This is a genomic window from Janthinobacterium sp. PSPC3-1, assembly GCF_049896105.1.
In the GTDB taxonomy this organism is placed as follows: Bacteria; Pseudomonadota; Gammaproteobacteria; order Burkholderiales; family Burkholderiaceae_D; genus Janthinobacterium.
The window spans coordinates 118,056-134,070 of sequence record NZ_JAFCTQ010000007.1 but is presented as its reverse complement, the minus strand read 5'-3'; the positions used below and the strand labels follow the sequence as shown (position 1 = coordinate 134,070).

Below are 16,015 nucleotides of genomic sequence, written 5' to 3'. Positions count from 1 at the left end.
GGAGAGCATCATGAACGCTATCACTACCGTTACCAGCATCACCGCACCGCGCACCGTCGAGCGCGTCATTGCCGGCCAGGCCGTCATGGATGGCGCCGGCGTGAAGATCAACCGCGTGCTGACGCAGCAATTGCAGCGCCGCCTCGATCCGTTCCTGATGCTCGACAATTTTGCCAGCGACCAGCCGAACGACTATATCGCCGGCTTTCCCGAGCACCCGCACCGCGGCTTCGAGACCGTGTCGTACATGATCACGGGCCGCATGCGGCACCGCGACAGCGCCGGCCACGAAGGCCTGCTGACCTCGGGCGGCGTGCAATGGATGACGGCCGGCAGCGGCGTGATCCATTCGGAAATGCCGGAACAGGAAGCGGGCGTGATGGAAGGTTTTCAATTGTGGCTGAACCTGCCCGCCAGCGACAAGATGCGCACACCCTGGTACCGCGATTTCGACAGCAGCGAGATTCCGCGCTATACCACGGATGCAGGCGTGGCGGTGCAAGTGATCGCCGGCAGCAGCCATGGCGTGGCGGGCGCGGTGCAGCGCGAGCGCACCGAACCGCTGTACCTCGATATCGACCTGCCGGCGGGCGCCAGCTTCGAGCACCCCTTGCCGGCCGGCCATAACGCCTTTTTGTACACCTTCCGGGGCGCGGTCGAGGTCGACGGCAAGGCGGTGCCGGCCCTGCGCATGGCCATTTTCGCCAATACACAAGGCAGCGACGGCGTGCGCATCACCGCGCCGGAAGGCGGCCGCGTGATCCTGGTGGCGGGCCAGCCGCTGAACGAACCTATCGCGCAGTACGGTCCCTTCGTGATGAATACCCAGGCCGAGGTATTCCAGGCGGTGCAAGACTTCCGTGAAGGCAAGTTCGGCGAGACGGCTGCCACTGCGTAATTGCTGCTTGCTTGGAAAAAACCTGTATTGCTCACGCCATGCAGGTTTTTTTAGGCTATGTCACCATCAAATGTGGGAACGTCCCCAAGGTGGCCCTGAGCAAGCTTTCGGGGCACAAGATTCTCCTGGCGTCCAGTATCCAGCGCCAGCCCAGGTAGTTGGGCAGATAACGCGTCGCGACCCCATGAAAGGCGCGCAGCCAGCCACGCAGCCGGCTGTGATACGCGTTGACGTTCTGCACGTGCACCGCACCGCGCACGCGGACGCCGGCCCGCAAGTTGACGGCTGCATGCTGGATGCCGAGCTCCCTGGCAAACACGGAATAGGCCGGATGGCCATCACTGACCAACAAAATATCGCGGTCGATCACCGCTGGCAGGCAGGCGTGCAGCCTGGCCTTGGTCAGCTGACCCAGGCCAGTGATGAAATCGACGGTTTGCCCGGTGCGGTCACGCGCCACCAGGACACATACCTGTTCACTGGAAATGCCGCGTTTGCCTGCGCGGCCACCACGTCTGCGTGCCGGCCGCGTCAGGTGCCGTGAACCTTTTTGCGACTCCAGCACATGTAGTTCGTCGGCCTCGGCGATGCCGTGCAGGCAATGTGGCCGATCGGTCTTGGCCAGCGCGAGAAAACGATGGCGCCAGCGAAAGCTGGTGTTGCGATGGATATGCACTTGCAGGGCTGCCTTGCGCACCGAAAACGAGTTGAGCAGGCAATCCGCATAGGCCAGCCATCGTTCCTTGTGGTGCAGATACGCCAGCGGCGTGCCGGTCAAGGCATTGAACGTTTTGCCACAAGGAACACAGCGATAGCGTTGCAAGCCGTGGGCCTGGCCGTGGCGGTGGAAATGGGTCGATTGGCAGGCTGGGCAATGCAGTTGCGCCTGTGCTGTCTGCTCAATCAGGGCGACAGCCGGATCCTGCGGCGCGCGCATGCGCAACAAGCTGCTGCTGGCAATACGCTGGCGATACGATAGTTGTGAAAATTGGTCGGCGAAAATCTGCCACTGGGTGGTGTCCACGATCGGCTCCTGGAAGGAAATACCTGATCAGTCAGACCTCGGCAACGGCTGGGCGTTCCCACTGCTTTCGGTGACATAGCCTTTTTTATGCCTGCCATTCCCACGGCACGCGGGCCTTTACTTTACACTGGCGGCAAGATCATTCCACAAAGAACGCCATGCACGACAAGAACAACAAGAACGACCATGACCACACCCATCTGCACGCCCACCTGAAAGGCGACGCCAAGCACACCCACTCCTTCACGGGGCGCAAGCAAAGCGTGCTGGCGTGGGCGCTGGGCCTGACCTTATCGTTTGCCGGCGTCGAAGTGGCCTTCGGTTTCCTGTCCAACTCGCTGGCCCTGATTTCCGACGCCGGCCATATGGTCACCGATGCGGCCGCGCTGGGCCTGGCGCTGCTGGCGCAGGTGATCGCGCGCCGCCCGCCTTCGCCGCGCCACTCGTTCGGCTTTGGCCGCGCCGAAGCGCTGGCCGCCTTCGTCAACGGCCTGGCCATGCTGTGCGTGGTGGGCTGGATCTGCTACGAAGCCGTGCTGCGCTTTTCCGCCCCCGAAGCCGTACATGGCGACACGGTGGTGGTAGTGGCCGTCATCGGCCTGGCGATCAACCTGGTGGTGGCGTGGGTGCTGTCAAAGGACAAGGACAGCGTCAACACGCGCGCCGCGCTGGTGCACGTGATGGGCGACTTGCTGGGCTCGGTGGCGGCCATCGTCGCCGGCGCCGTGATTTATTTCACGGGCTGGATGCAGATCGACCCGCTGCTGTCGGTGCTGGTCTCCTTGCTGATTTTGAAATCGACGTTTGGGGTGTTGAAGGACTCGTACCACTTCCTGATGGAAGGCGTGCCGCACCAGATCGACTACCTGCGGGTGGGCGCCGACGTCGAGCAGATTCCCGGCGTGCTGTCGGTCCACGACCTGCACGTGTGGGACATGTCGCCGGGCCAGCCGGCGCTGATCGGCCACGTGCAGATCAATGAACTGCAAGACTGGCCGCAGGTGCTGCGCGCCATCAAGGCCATGCTGCTGAGCCAGCATGGCATCGACCATATCACCTTGCAGGCGGAAACCGCCGGCATGGCGGGCCTGCACCAGCAAGACCACAGTCACGACCGGATCGCCTGAAGCAGGCAGCCCGGCCAGCCCTGGGACGCCTGCCCTGCCGCGCGACGGTGTTGACCGGCCTTGTTACTCGCTTTCGACGCTGCTGTTGCCTGTGCCCACCGGCAGCCGCAGGCCCGTATCAATCACATTCAGGCGCAAGCCCGGCAACACATTGCTGTTCACCGAGGCCGTCGTCTGCACCACCGGCGCGCTGCCCTGCTGCTGCGGCTGGCTGCCCTCCACCGCCACCTGCACCGCGTCCTCCTTGCTGGTGACGGTTTCCCCTTTCGCCACCACCTCGGCCTGCACCATATTGCCTTGCGATGGCGCCACATTGACCGCCGCGATCACGCTGGCCACCGCGCTTTGCAGCGCTTCGGTCGGATTGACCGTCAGCACGCCCGGCGTGTAGGTCAGCGCATAGTTGGTCGATGCCTGGCCGGCCGCCGACACCACATAGCTGCCCGATGGCGAGCCGGTGGTCGCCGGCGTGGTGAACGCCAGGTTGCCGCTGACCTCGTTCGCCAGCGTGTCGCCGCCCAGCAAGCCCGTGTAGCTGGCCGTAAAGGCGGGATTGGCGCGGCCCTGGTCTTTCTCGGCGTTGTCCACCTTGCCCCCTAGCGCCGCCTGCGTGATGCTGGCGGTGGTGGTCGCCGTCGTGTTGACAATATAGTTGCCCGCATCCGCGCCGCCGAGCGCAATGCCGTTCACGGTCACCGTCTTGTTGGCGCCTGCGTTCTTGTCGGCAAAGCTGGCGCCGCTGTTGCTGATGGTCAGCACGTCGCCGGCGATACGGTTGTCGCCCAGGGTCACGCTGGCGTTGGTGGTGGTGTCATACACGCGCGACGCGGCACTCGTGGCGCGCACCAGCAGGCTGGCTGGCGTGATGCTGGCCGTCAAGCCGGTCGGATTGCTGACCGTATAGTTGCTGGCCGAACCCGTGCTGGTGCTCACCAAAGTCGTGCCGGTCACCGTCACCGCCTTGGCGGTGGCCGCGTTCTTGTCGGCAAATGTTGCCGTCTGGCCGGCCAGGCCCAGGCTTTCGCCCGCCACCAGGCCGCTCAAGGCGCCGCCGGACAGGCTGGCTTGGGCATTGCCGTCATAGACTTTATTGCCGGCCAGCTGGCCAGTTACCGTCAGGACCTTGGCCGTAATGCTGGCCGTCAGACCGGCCGGATTGCTGACCGTATAGTTGCGGGCCAGGCCGGTGGCCGTATCGACCAGTGTCGTGCCCGTTACCGTGACAGCCTTGCCATTGGCCGCGTTCTTGTCGCTGAACACGGCGCTCTGGCCGGCGATACCCAGTGTTTCAGTACCGACCAATCCGCTCAGGCTGCCGCCACTGACCGAGGCCACGGTATTGCCATCGTAGACCTTGTTGCCGGCCAGCTGCCCTGTCACCGTCAAAGCCTTGACCGTGATGCTGGCCGTCAAGCCGGTCGGGTTGCTGACTGAGTAGTTCGATGCCGAACCCGTGCCATCAAGCAGGGTCGTGCCGGTGACCGTGACAGCCTTGCCATTGGCCGCGTTCTTGTCGCTGAACACGGCGCTCTGGCCGGCGATACCCAGTGTTTCAGTACCGACCAATCCGCTCAGGCTGCCGCCACTGACCGAGGCCACGGTATTGCCATCGTAGACCTTGTTGCCGGCCAGTTGCCCCGTCACCATCAAGGCCTTTTGCGTAATGCTGGCCGTCAGGCCGGTCGGGTTGCTGACCGTATAGTTGCGGGCCAGGCTGGTGGCCGTATCGACCAGGGTCGTGCCCGTTACCGTTACAGCCTTGCCATTGGCCGCGTTCTTGTCGCTGAACAGCGCCGTCTGGCCAGCCAAGCCCAGCGTTTCACCGGCCACCAGGCCGCTCAAGGCGCCGCCGGACAGGCTGGCTTGGGCATTGCCGTCATAGACTTTATTGCCCGCCAGCTGGCCCGTCACCCTCAGGGCCTTGGCCGTAATGCTGGCCGTCAAGCCGGTCGGATTGCTGACCGTATAGTTGCTGGCCGCACCCGTGCTGGTGCTCACCAAAGTCGTGCCGGTCACCGTCACCGCCTTGGCGGTGGCCGCGTTCTTGTCGGCAAATGTTGCCACCTGGCCCGCCAGACCCAGGCTTTCGCCTGCCACCAGGCCCGCCAGCACGCCGCCGGACAACTGCGCCGCCGTCGTGCCGTCATAGACCTTGTTACCGGCCAATTGACCGGCCACCGTCAGGGCTTTCGGCGTGATGCTGGCCGTCAGGCCGGTCGGGTTGCTGACCGTATAGTTGCTGGCCAGGCCGCTGGCCGTATCGACCAGGGTCGTGCCCGTCATGGTCACGGTCTTGGCGGTGCCGGCGTTCTTGCCGGCAAACACCGCGTTCTGGCCGCCGATCACCAGGGTCTCGCCAGCAACCAGGCCGCTCAAGGCGCCGCCGGACAATTGCGCCGCCGTGTTGCCGTCATAGACTTTATTGCCAGCCAGCTGACCCGTCACCGTCAAGGCCTTGGCCGTAATGCTGGCCGTCAGGCCGGTCGGATTGCTGACCGTGTAGTTGCTGGCCAGACCGGTAGCGGTATCGACCAGGGTCGTTCCCGTCACCGTCACGGCTTTGCCATTGGCCGCGTTCTTGTCGCTGAACAACGCCGTCTGACCGGCCAAACCCAGCGTTTCACCGGCCACCAGGCCGCTCAAGGCGCCGCCGGACAGGCTGGCTTGGGCATTGCCGTCATAGACTTTATTGCCCGCCAGTTGACCCGTTACCGTCAGGGCCTTGGCCGTGATGCTGGCCGTCAGGCCAGTCGGATTGCTGACCGTGTAGTTGCTGGCCAGACCGGTAGCGGTATCGACCAGGGTGGTGCCGGTGACCGTCACCGTCTTGCCATTGGCCGCGTTCTTGTCGCTGAACACCGCCGTCTGGCCAGCCAAGCCCAGGGTTTCGCCGGCCACCAGGCCAATCAAGGCGCCGCCGGACAGGCTGGCGACGGTATTGCCGTCGTAGACTTTATTGCCAGCCAACTGGCCCGTCACCATCAATGCCTTGGCCGTAATGCTGGCCGTCAAGCCGGTCGGGTTGCTGACCGTATAGTTGCTGGCCAGGCCGTTGGCGGTGTCGAGCAAGGTCGTGCCGGTCACGGTCACGGTTTTGCCATTGGCGGCGTTCTTGTCGTTGAACGTCGCGCTTTGACCGGCGATGCCCAGCGTTTCCGAGCCGACCAGACCGCTCAAAGTTCCGCCCGACAGCGTCGCTTGCGTGTTGCCGTCGTAGACCTTGTTACCGGCAACCTGACCATTGATCGTCAGGGCCTTGGCCGTGATATCGGCCGTGGTGCTGGTACTGGCGCTGTCGAGCTTGTAATTGCCGGCATCCGCGCCACCCAGCGCGATGCCGCTGATGGTGACGGTTTTGCCCGTCGCGGCGTTCTTGTCGCTGAACTCGGCGCTGGCGCCAGCCGTCAGTGCATCGCCGCTGACGATGCCGTCGAACCTGGCGCCGGCGGTGTTGACGACTGCCGCTTTGGTGCCGTCATAGGTTTTGCTGTCGGCCGTCAAACCGCTCAGCGTCAGGCCCCTGGCCGTAATATCGGCCTTGGTGGTGACGCTGGTGCTGTCAAGCTTGTAATTGCCGGCATCCGCGCCACCCAGCGCGATACCGCTGAAGGTGACGGTTTTGCCGCTGGCAGCGTTCTTGTCGCTGAACTCGGCGCTCGCGCCGGCCGTCAGTGCATCGCCGCTGACGATGCCGTCGAACCTGGCGCCAACGGTGTTGACCACTGCCGCTTTGGTGCCGTCATAGGTTTTGCTGTCGGCCGTCAAACCGCTCAGCGCAAGGCCCTTGGCCGTAATATCGGCCTTGGTGGTGGCGCTGGTGCTGGCGCTGTCGAGCTTGTAATTGCCGGCATCCGCGCCACCCAGCGCGATACCGCTGAAGGTGACGGTTTTGCCGCTGGCAGCGTTCTTGTCGCTGAACTCGGCGCTCGCGCCGGCCGTCAGTGCATCGCCGCTGACGATGCCGTCGAACCTGGCGCCAGCGGTGTTGACCACTGCCGCTTTGGTGCCGTCATAGGTTTTGCTGTCGGCCGTCAAACCGCTCAGCGCCAGCCCCCTGGCCGTAATATCGGCCTTGGTGGTGGCGCTGGTGCTGGCGCTGTCGAGCTTGTAATTGCCGGCATCCGTACCACCCAGCGCGATGCCGCTGAGGGTGACAGTTTTACCCGTCGCCGCGTTCTTGTCGCTGAATTCGGCGCTGGCGCCAGCCGTCAGTGCATCGCCGCTGACGATGCCGTCGAACCTGGCGCCGGCGGTGTTGACGGCTGCCGTTTTGGTGCCGTCATAGGTTTTGCTGTCCGCCGTCAAACCGCTCAGCGTCAGGGCCTTGACCGTAATATCGGCCTTGCTGGTGGCGCTGGTGCTGGCGAGCTTGTAATTGCCCGCATCCGCACCGCCCAGTGCGATACCGCTGATGGTGACGGTTTTATCCGTCGCTGCATTCTTGTCGGCAAACACGCCATTGGCAGAAGCTGTCAGCTTGTCGTCGGCCACCATGCCGTCGAACGTCGCATCAAGGGTGTTCACGCTGGCAGTCGTCTTGCCATCGTAGATTTTGTTGCCGGCCGTGATGCCGGTCACGCTCAACGCTTTGGGCGCGATGGTCGCTGTCAGACCGGTCGGGTTGCTGAGCGCGTAGTTGCCAGCCAGACCGCTGCCGTTGTTGACACTGACCGTGACCAACTTGTCGGACGCGACATTCTTGTCGGCGAACGTGCCGGCCAGTGTCAAGGTTTCGCCGCCAATCAGGCCAGTGAGCGTGCCGCCCGTCAATGTCGCCTTGGTGCTGCCGTCATAGTCCTTGTTGCCCGCCGTCGCGCCGCTGACGCTGACCGCTTTGGGCGTGATGGCCGCCGTCAGACCGTTCGGGTTGCTGAGCGCGTAGTTGCCGGCCACGCCGCTGCCATTGCCGACACTGACCGTCACCGCCTTGCTGGATGCCGCATTCTGGTCCGCGAACGCGCCGGCCAGCGTCAAGGTTTCGCCGACGATCAAGCCATCGAGCGTGCCGCCCGACAACGTGGCCGTCATGCTGCCATCATAGACCTTGTTGCCCGCCGTCGCGCCGCTGACGCTGACGGCTTTGGGTGTGATGGTCGCTGTCAGACCGGTCGGGTTGCTGAGCGCGTAGTTGCCGGCCAGGCCGCTGCCGTCGCCGACACTGACCGTCACCGCTTTGCTGGACGCCGCATTCTTGTCGACGAACGCGCCGGCCAGCGTCAAGGTTTCGCCAACGATCAAGCCATCGAGCGTGCCGCCCGACAACGTGGCCTTGGTGCTGCCGTCGTAATCCTTGTTGCCCGCCGTCGCACCGCTGACCGTCAACGTTTTTTGCGTGATCGTGCCGGTCACGCCGGTCGGATTGGCGACCGTGTAATTGCCGGCCAGGCCGGTGCCATTGCCCAGGCTGACGCCACTGACCGTGACGGCCTTGGCCGCGCCGGCGTTCTTGTCGGCGAACGCGCCGCTGCCGCCGTTGAGCACCAGCGTTTCACCGCTGACCAGACCGGACAAGGCGCCGCCGGACAAGCTCGCCGCCGTCGTGCCGTCATACACCCGGGTGCCGGCCGTCATGCCCGTCACCGTCAACGCTTTTTGGGTGATATTGGCCGTCAAGCCGGTTGGGTCGGTGACCGAATAATTGCTGGCCAGGCCGCCGTTGCTGCCGTTGACCAGCACCGAACCGCTCGCCGTCACCGTCTTGGTGTTGCCGGCGTTCTTGTCGGCGAAACTGGCTGTCAAGCCGCTCAAACCCAGCGTTTCCGAGCCGACCAGGCCGCTCAGCGAACCGCCCGACAAGGTTGCCTTGGTATTGCCATCGTAGACCTTGTTGACCGCCGTCATGCCGACGACGGTGATCGCTTTTGGCGTGATATTGCCGGTGCCGCTGCCGGTCGTCGGCGTCAGGTTGTAGTTGCCGGCATCCAGGCCGCCCAGCGTCAGGGCGCTGACGGTGGCCGCCTTGGCCGTGCCGACGTTCATGTCGGCGAACACGGCGGTGCCGCTCAGCGACAGGCTGTCGCCGCTGGCCATGCCGTTGAACGTCGCGCCGCTGACGGTCGCTTTGGTGCTGGCATCGTATGCCTTGTCGACCGTCGTGATATTGCTCAAGCTGCCGATGGTCGCCTTCGTCACGTTGGCGACCAGGCCGCTCGGGCTGGTCACCGTGTAGTTGGCCGCCAGGCCGCCATTGCCGCCATCCGTCAAGCCCGCGCCGCTGACGGTGACCGCCTTGGCGGTGCCGACGTTCTTGTCGACGAACGCGCCGGACAAGGTGGTCAGGCCGACCGTTTCCGAACCGACCAGGCCGCTCAAGGCGCCGCCGCTGATGCTCGCGTTGAGCGTGCCGTCATAGACCCGGTTGGCCGCCGTCGCGCCGGTGACCGTCAGCGCTTTTTGCGTGATGCTGGCTGTCAGGCTGGCACTGGCGACGACCGAATAGTTGCTGGCCAGGCCGCCGTTGCTGCCGTCGGCCAAGGTGGCGCCGGAAACCGTCACGGCCTTGGCGTTGCCGGCATTCTTGTCGGCAAACGCGCCGGACAAGCCGGACAGGCTGACGGTTTCGGTGCCGACGAAGCCGCTGACGGCGCCGCCGGAAATGGCGGCCGCAGTCAAGCCGTCATAGACCTTGTCGCTGGCCGACAGCGTGCCCGATAGCGTCAGCGCTTTTTGCGTGATCGTGCCGGTCACGCCGGTCGGATTGGTCACCGAGTAGTTGCTGGCCAGGCCAGTGCCATCCAGCAAGCCGACGCCGCTGACAGTGACGGCCTTGGCCGCGCCGACGTTCTTGTCGCCGAATACGCCGCTGCCCCCCGACAAGACCAGCGTTTCACCGCTGACCAGACCGTTCAAATTGCCGCCGGCAAGCGTCGCGGCCAGCAAGCCGTCATAGACCTTGCTGCCAGCCGTCATGCCCGACACCGTCAGCGCTTTGGCAGTGATGTCGCCGGTGACGCCGGTCGGATTGGTCACCGAGTAATTGCTGGCCAGGCCAGTGCCATCCAGCAGGCCGACGCCGCTGACAGTGACGGCCTTGGCCGCGCCGACGTTCTTGTCGGCGAACAGAGCGCTGCCGCCGTTGATCACCAGCGTTTCGCCGCTGATCACGCCGTTCAAGGTGCCGCCGCTCAAGGTCGCCGTCGCCGTGCCGTCGTAGGCGCGCGTGCCGGCCGTCAAGCCCGATACTGTCAGCGCTTTCGGCGTGATATTGCCGGTGCTGCTGCTGGTGCTGCTGGCCAGGTTGTAGTTGCCGGCGTCGGTGCCGCCCAGCCCGATGCCGCTGATCGACACCGTCTTGCCATTGCCGACGTTCTTGTCGGCGAACGTGGACGTCGTCGCGCTGACCGTCAGGCTGTCGCTGAGTTTGATGCCGTTGAACGTGGCGCCAGCCGCATTGACGGTGGCGTTCAGGCCGCCGTCGTAAGCCTTGCTGTCGACCACGATACTGGTGACCGCAGAAATGGTCACCTTGGTGATATTGGCCGTCACGCCGGTCGGATTGCTGATCGTGTAGTTGCTGACCTGGCCGCCGTTGCTGCCGACGGTCATGACCGCGCCGGTGATGGTGACGGCCTTGCCGGTGCCGACGTTCTTGTCGGCAAAGACACCGACCATGCCGCCGACGCCGACGCCTTCCGCACCGACCAGGCCGTCGAGAATCACGGTACCGCCCAGGCTGACCGCGGTAGTGCCGGTGTAGGCCCGGTTGGCGGCCGTGATGCCACTGATCGTCAGCGCTTTTTTCGTGATGTCGGCCGTCAAGCCGGTCGGAGCGGTCACCGAATAATTGCTGGCCAGGCCGCTGCCGTCGGCCAGCGTCACGCCGGACACCGTCACGGTCTTGCCGGTGGCGGCGTTCTTGTCGCTGAACGCGCCGCTCTGGCCGGACACGGTCACCGTTTCACCGCCGACCATGCCGCTCAAGGTGCCGCCGGAGAGCGTCGCATTGGCATTGCCGTCATACGCCTTGGCGCTGGCGCTCAGGCCGCTCAGCGTCAGCGCTTTTTGCGTGATGCTGGCCGTCACGCCGGTCACCGCGCCGACCGTATAGTTGCTGGCCAGGCCGCCGTTGCCGCCGTCGCTCAAGGCGCCGCCGGTCACCGTCACGGCCTTGCTTGCGCCCGCGTTCTTGTCGCTGAACACGCCGCTCAGGCTCGACAGGCCCAGCGTTTCCGAGCCGGCCAGGCCGCTCAAGGTGCCGCCTGTCACCGTCGCCGACGTGTTGCCGTCATACGCCTTGCTGCCGACCGCGACGCCGCTGACCGTCAGCGCTTTTTGCGTGACGTTGGCGGACAAGCCCGTGACGCTGCCGACCGAATAATTGACGAACAGGCCGCCGTTGTTGCCGTTGCTCAAGGTGCCGCCGGTCACCGTCACGGCCTTGCCGTTGCCGGCGTTCTTGTCGCCGAAGCTGCCGGCCAAGCTGTCCAGGATGACCGTTTCCGACCCGACAAAGCCGCTCAGGGTGCCGCCGGTAAACGTGGCCGCCGTCAAACCGTTGTAGACTTTGTTGTCCGCTATCGCGCCGGTCAGCGTCAACACTTTTTTCGTGACGTTGGCCGGCGTGACCGAATTGGAGATCCGGTAGTTGGCCGACAGGCCGCCATTGCTGCCGTCGCTCAGGACGGTGCTGACAGTAACGGTCTTGCCATTCGCGGCGTTGCTGTCGGAAAACAGGCCGTTGGCGACCCAAGTCACCGTTTCGCTGCCGACCAGACCGTTCAAGGAGCCGCCGGTGACGGTGGCCGCTTTGGTGCCGTCATAGACTTTATTGGCCGCGGTCAAGCCGCTCCAGGTCAAGAGCTTGGTCGTGATCGCGCCCGTCAAGCCGCTCGCCGTCACCGCATAGTTGCCGCTGGCGCTGCCGGTGAGCAGCGCCGTGACGGTTTTTCCGGTACCGGCATCCTTGGTGTCGAAGGTACCGGTGTTGTAGGCGATATTGACGTTGTCCTGCGACAGCACGCCGTTCAGCGTGCCGCCAAGCAGGCTGGCGGCCGTGGTGCCGTCATACGCGCGGCTGGCCACCGACGCGCCGCTCAAGGTCACGCCCAGCTTGTTGATGGTCAAGGTCGCGCTATTCGACGTGATCGCATACCCGTGCTGGCCGGAATACAGGCCGCCGGCCGTGATGGCGTAGGTGCCGGCGTTGACGGCGTTGCCCGCCGCGCCGTAGTTCAGCGAACCGGACAGCGAGACGTTCGGGTTCGAAAACGTGTAGTCTGGCGCCGTCCAGCTGTTGGTGCCGTCGTAGGTCTTGCTGGCGTTCGAGGCAAACGTCACCTGGAGCGGCGTCATGAAGGCGCGCAGCAAGGGATAGGCATAGCTGTCGTAGACGATCCATGCGCCGGCCAGGTCCCATGACGCGCCGCTGTAGGTGGCCAGCGATTTCATTTGCGCGGTGCTCAGGCCGGTGCCGGTCGCGCTGCTCAACTGGCCGCTGGTCGTGGTATCCCAGAAGTTGCCGCTGGCGCTGCCGCCATTGCTGCCGACCAGGCCGCCCGGCGAGCTGCCGCCGGTGACGGCGCCGCTGGCATGGTTGTTGGTCAGCGTGCCGCTATTCAAGCCGGCCAGGCCGCCGATGACGCCGGTGCCGGCGACGGCGCCGCTGGCGTAACTGTTGGTGACGGTGCCGCCGATGCCGTTCGCGCCGGCCAGGCCGCCGACCTGGGTGCCGCCGGTCACGCTGGCGGTGCTGTAACTGCCGCTGACGAGACCCAGATTGTTGCCGACCAGCGCGCCCGTGGCATTCTTGCCGGTGATGCTGCCGCCTTCCAGGCCGATATCGCGCACGATCGCCGTGCCCGACGTGGCGCCGAACAAGCCGTTGAAATTCGTGGTGGGACGGTTGATGATCAGGCCTGACACGACATGGCCGGCGCCGTCCAGGGTGCCGGTGAACGGCGCCGACGTGTCGGTGCCGACCGGAATGAAGCTGCCGCCATTCCAGACGTCGCCGGTAGCGCCGGTGGCGGCGGCATTGATATCCTTGCCAAAGGTGTAATTGCCGGCCAGGTTCATCGCCATCAATTGCAATTGATGCGCCGATTTGATCGTGCTGCTGTGCTCGGACGACAACATCGGTCCGGTGGCGCCCAGCGCGCCGCCGCTGTTGTTGAGCGTGCCGTCGGTATCGACCATGACCCAGTTATTGCCGGTCAGGCCAGTCGTGGTCGTATAGTTGAAGTTGGTGAAGCTCGATCCGGTTTGCATTTGCGCCGAGGTCAGGCCGGTGACCGAGGTGACGGCTCCACTGCCGGTATTGACGCCGACGCCCGCCAGCGTCGGATTCTGCGTCGCATTGAAATACCCCCTGTTGACCGTACTGGTGCCGCTCATGGTGCCGACCACGCCGCCCACCACACCGGCGCCGCTGGCGATCACGGCCACGGCGCCGGACGAATAGACATTCGTCAGCGAGGCGCCCGTCGAGGACATCGCGCCCACCACGCCGCCCACCGCATTGTTGCCGTTCACCGCGCCGGTGGCATAACCGTTAGCGATGAGTCCACGGTTATCGCCGACCAGGCCACCGGTGGCGGTGCCGCCGGCGACGGCAATGCCGGGATTGGTCACCGTTCCGGTGGCGTAGCTGTTGTTGATTTGCGCCGTCGCATAGTTATAGCCGACCAGGCCGCCGGCTTGCCCGTTGCCCGTGACGGCGCCGGTGCTGTAGCTGTTGCTGATGGTGCCGTTGGTGCGGTTGGTGACGGCGATGCCGCCGGCGCCGAGTTTGCCGGTCACGGCGCCGGTGTTAAAACTGTCGACGATGCTGCCAGGTTGTAGTTGACCAGGCCGCCGGCATGATTGACAGCCGCGGTCACCGCGCCGCTGTTATAACTGCTGCTGATCTTGCTTAAACTGTTGGTCATGCCGACCAGGCCGCCGATGACGACGCTCAGGCCCGGCGCGGTGACGGTAGCGCTGTTGTAGCTGTTGCGGATGGTGCCGGCGTTTTTCCCGACCAGGCCGCCCATCACCGCGTTGGCCGGGCTGCTGACCGAGCCAGTGACATATGCGTTATTGATGGTGCCGTTATTGATGCCGACCAGCCCCCCAATATAACCGTAGGTGCCGTTCGGCGCATTGCCCGTGATTGCGACCCCGACCATGCCGATATTGCGCACATTTGCCGTGGTGCTGATGGTGCCGAACAAGCCGACGCCGGCGTTGCCGGTAGTGGTGCCGCTGGTCAAGCCGGTGATGACATGGCCCAGGCCGTCGAACTGGCCGGTGAATGGCGTTGCGGTGGTGCCGATCGGCGTAAAGCCGTTGGCGCCCCACATCCCCGTGCTCGACGTGCCGGTGGCGTCGATATTGGCGCCCAGCACGAAGTTGCCGGACAACGCATTTTTCAGGCCCTGCAAATCGGTGCCGCTGGTGCTGGTGGCCGCGCCCAGGCTGTTGATCACCGTGTAGGTCGTCGCCGTCACCGTATCGCTGCCCAGCTTGGTGCTGAAGTTATTGCCCGCTGGCAGGTCGATCTCGGCCTTGACATTATAGGTGGACGTATTGCCGGCGGCGACCGCGCTCTGCCCGTATTCCAGCGCCAGGCTGGCCGTGCCGGAACCGCGCAGCGGCCGGTTGATGTTGATATTGTTTTGCGCCGTCAGCGTCAATTTATTCGCCGACCATGAGACGGTATCGTTGACGTTGATGTCGCCGGCCGTGCCGCCGCTACCGTTGGTGCTCTGGATCTGCACGTCAGCCGCCGCCAGGCTGGTCGTCAGGGCCGCGCTGCTCATGTTGCCGCCGGTGGCCGCGATATTGAAGTCAACCGGATCGATCAGCCAGGTGCCGGACAGGCCCTTGGCCGCCTTGGCTGTCACCTTGATGCCGTCGGCGATATTCACATACGCGGCCGAGGTGTCGATAAAGCCGCCCTTGCCGCCCGCCGGCGCGCTGGCGTCCAGCGTGCCACCGGCGTTGACGGTGCCGCTCTGCATGTCGCCCAGCAACTTGATGGTGCCGCTGCGCGTATCGATGGTGTGCGCTTCGATCACGCCGGTATTGTTGACCACGGTTTTCAGCAGGTCGCCGGCGGCCTGGGCGGTCAGCAGCACGCTGCCGCCATCGGCCTGGATCAGGCCGCCATTTTGCACCAGCGCGCCCACCGCACCCTGGTCCACCGCCACGTTCAGCAAGCCGTCGCCGGCCACATCCAGCGTGATGGCGCGGCCCGCCGCCAGCGCCACCGAACCGAGGCGGGCGTTGATCGTGCCTTCGTTCGACACATTCGCGCCCAGCAAGGCGACATAGCCGCCCGGCGCGCTGATCGACCCCTGGTTCAGTACCTTGCCGGTGCCGTTGCCGGAAAATTTATAGTTACCCGACATGAAGTCGGCGTTATTGATATCGAGCGTGGAGGCCACCAGGCCGGCCGTATTCACGGAGGCTTCTTTACCGAACAGGATGCCGTTCGGATTGACGACAAACACCTTGCCGTTGGCCGACAGATTGCCCAGGATGGTGGTGCCGTCACTGCCCAGCACGCGGTTCAGCGCCACCGCATTGCTGTTCGGCTGCACGAACTGCACCGACTCGCCCTTGTTGATATTGAAGTTGGCCCAGTTGATGACCGCGTTCTGGCTGCCCTGCTTGATCACCGTCGAACCGGGCGCGCCGGTGATGTTCGCCTGGCCCGCCACCACCGTGCCACCGGTGGGCCCCGCCAGCGCAAGACTGCCATAGCCCAGCATCAGCGCCGCCGCCATGCTGGTCAGGGCAAAATGCGCGCCGCCGCCGGCGCTGCCGGGCATCGAGCGCTTGCCGGCCGATTTGACGTTTTCGGAAACAGCTGCGTAGGCGCCGGTGGCCTGGTTCCAGATGGAGCGGTAGATGCGATTCATGATGTCCGACGATAGGGAGAGGGTGGTATTTCCGGGTGCAATCTGCGGTACGCGAGAAACACCTGGCGCATGCCTGATCGCGCAATGGACAACATAAACGTGGCGAAACTGCATGCCGCGGCAA

General features: G+C 64.8%; 5 protein-coding genes. 2 read left to right on the top strand and 3 right to left on the bottom strand.

Annotated features, from left to right (window positions below; translation table 11 throughout):
• Positions 1-10: 10 nt before the first annotated feature.
• The gene (locus ACP7B7_RS10265; protein WP_426076602.1) at positions 11-898 is read left to right on the top strand and encodes a pirin family protein; all 888 of its coding nucleotides are present in this window, start codon (positions 11-13) and stop codon (positions 896-898) included.
• A 55-nt stretch (positions 899-953) separates the two neighbouring features.
• On the opposite strand, the gene ACP7B7_RS10260 is transcribed toward ACP7B7_RS10265, so the two are convergent.
• Positions 954-1,922, bottom strand: coding sequence for an IS1595 family transposase (locus ACP7B7_RS10260; protein WP_426076601.1), 969 nt, complete (start codon positions 1,920-1,922; stop codon positions 954-956).
• Positions 1,923-2,080: 158 nt separating this feature from the next.
• On the opposite strand from ACP7B7_RS10260, the gene ACP7B7_RS10255 reads away from it, so the two are divergent.
• On the top strand, positions 2,081-3,049 hold the full coding sequence (locus ACP7B7_RS10255; RefSeq protein ID WP_426076600.1) for a cation diffusion facilitator family transporter: 969 nt from the start codon (positions 2,081-2,083) through the stop codon (positions 3,047-3,049).
• A 63-nt stretch (positions 3,050-3,112) separates the two neighbouring features.
• On the opposite strand, the gene ACP7B7_RS10250 is transcribed toward ACP7B7_RS10255, so the two are convergent.
• Together ACP7B7_RS10250 and ACP7B7_RS10245 are read right to left on the bottom strand one after the other, a co-directional pair.
• A complete protein-coding gene (locus ACP7B7_RS10250; RefSeq protein WP_426076599.1) occupies positions 3,113-13,786 on the bottom strand; it encodes a YDG domain-containing protein in 10,674 nt (3,557 codons plus the stop codon).
• Positions 13,783-15,891 (bottom strand): filamentous hemagglutinin N-terminal domain-containing protein, encoded by a 2,109-nt coding sequence (locus ACP7B7_RS10245; RefSeq protein ID WP_426076598.1) that lies wholly within the window; start codon positions 15,889-15,891, stop codon positions 13,783-13,785. Before ACP7B7_RS10245 ends, ACP7B7_RS10250 begins: the two co-directional genes overlap by 4 nt.
• Between the last annotated feature and the right edge of the window lie 124 nt (positions 15,892-16,015).

Coding starts and splice junctions, on each gene's coding strand:
- ACP7B7_RS10265 (WP_426076602.1), top strand. CDS start 11: ATGAACGCTATCACTACCGTTACCAGCATCACCGCACCGCGCACCGTC.
- ACP7B7_RS10255 (WP_426076600.1), top strand. CDS start 2,081: ATGCACGACAAGAACAACAAGAACGACCATGACCACACCCATCTGCAC.
- ACP7B7_RS10245 (WP_426076598.1), bottom strand. CDS start 15,891: ATGAATCGCATCTACCGCTCCATCTGGAACCAGGCCACCGGCGCCTAC.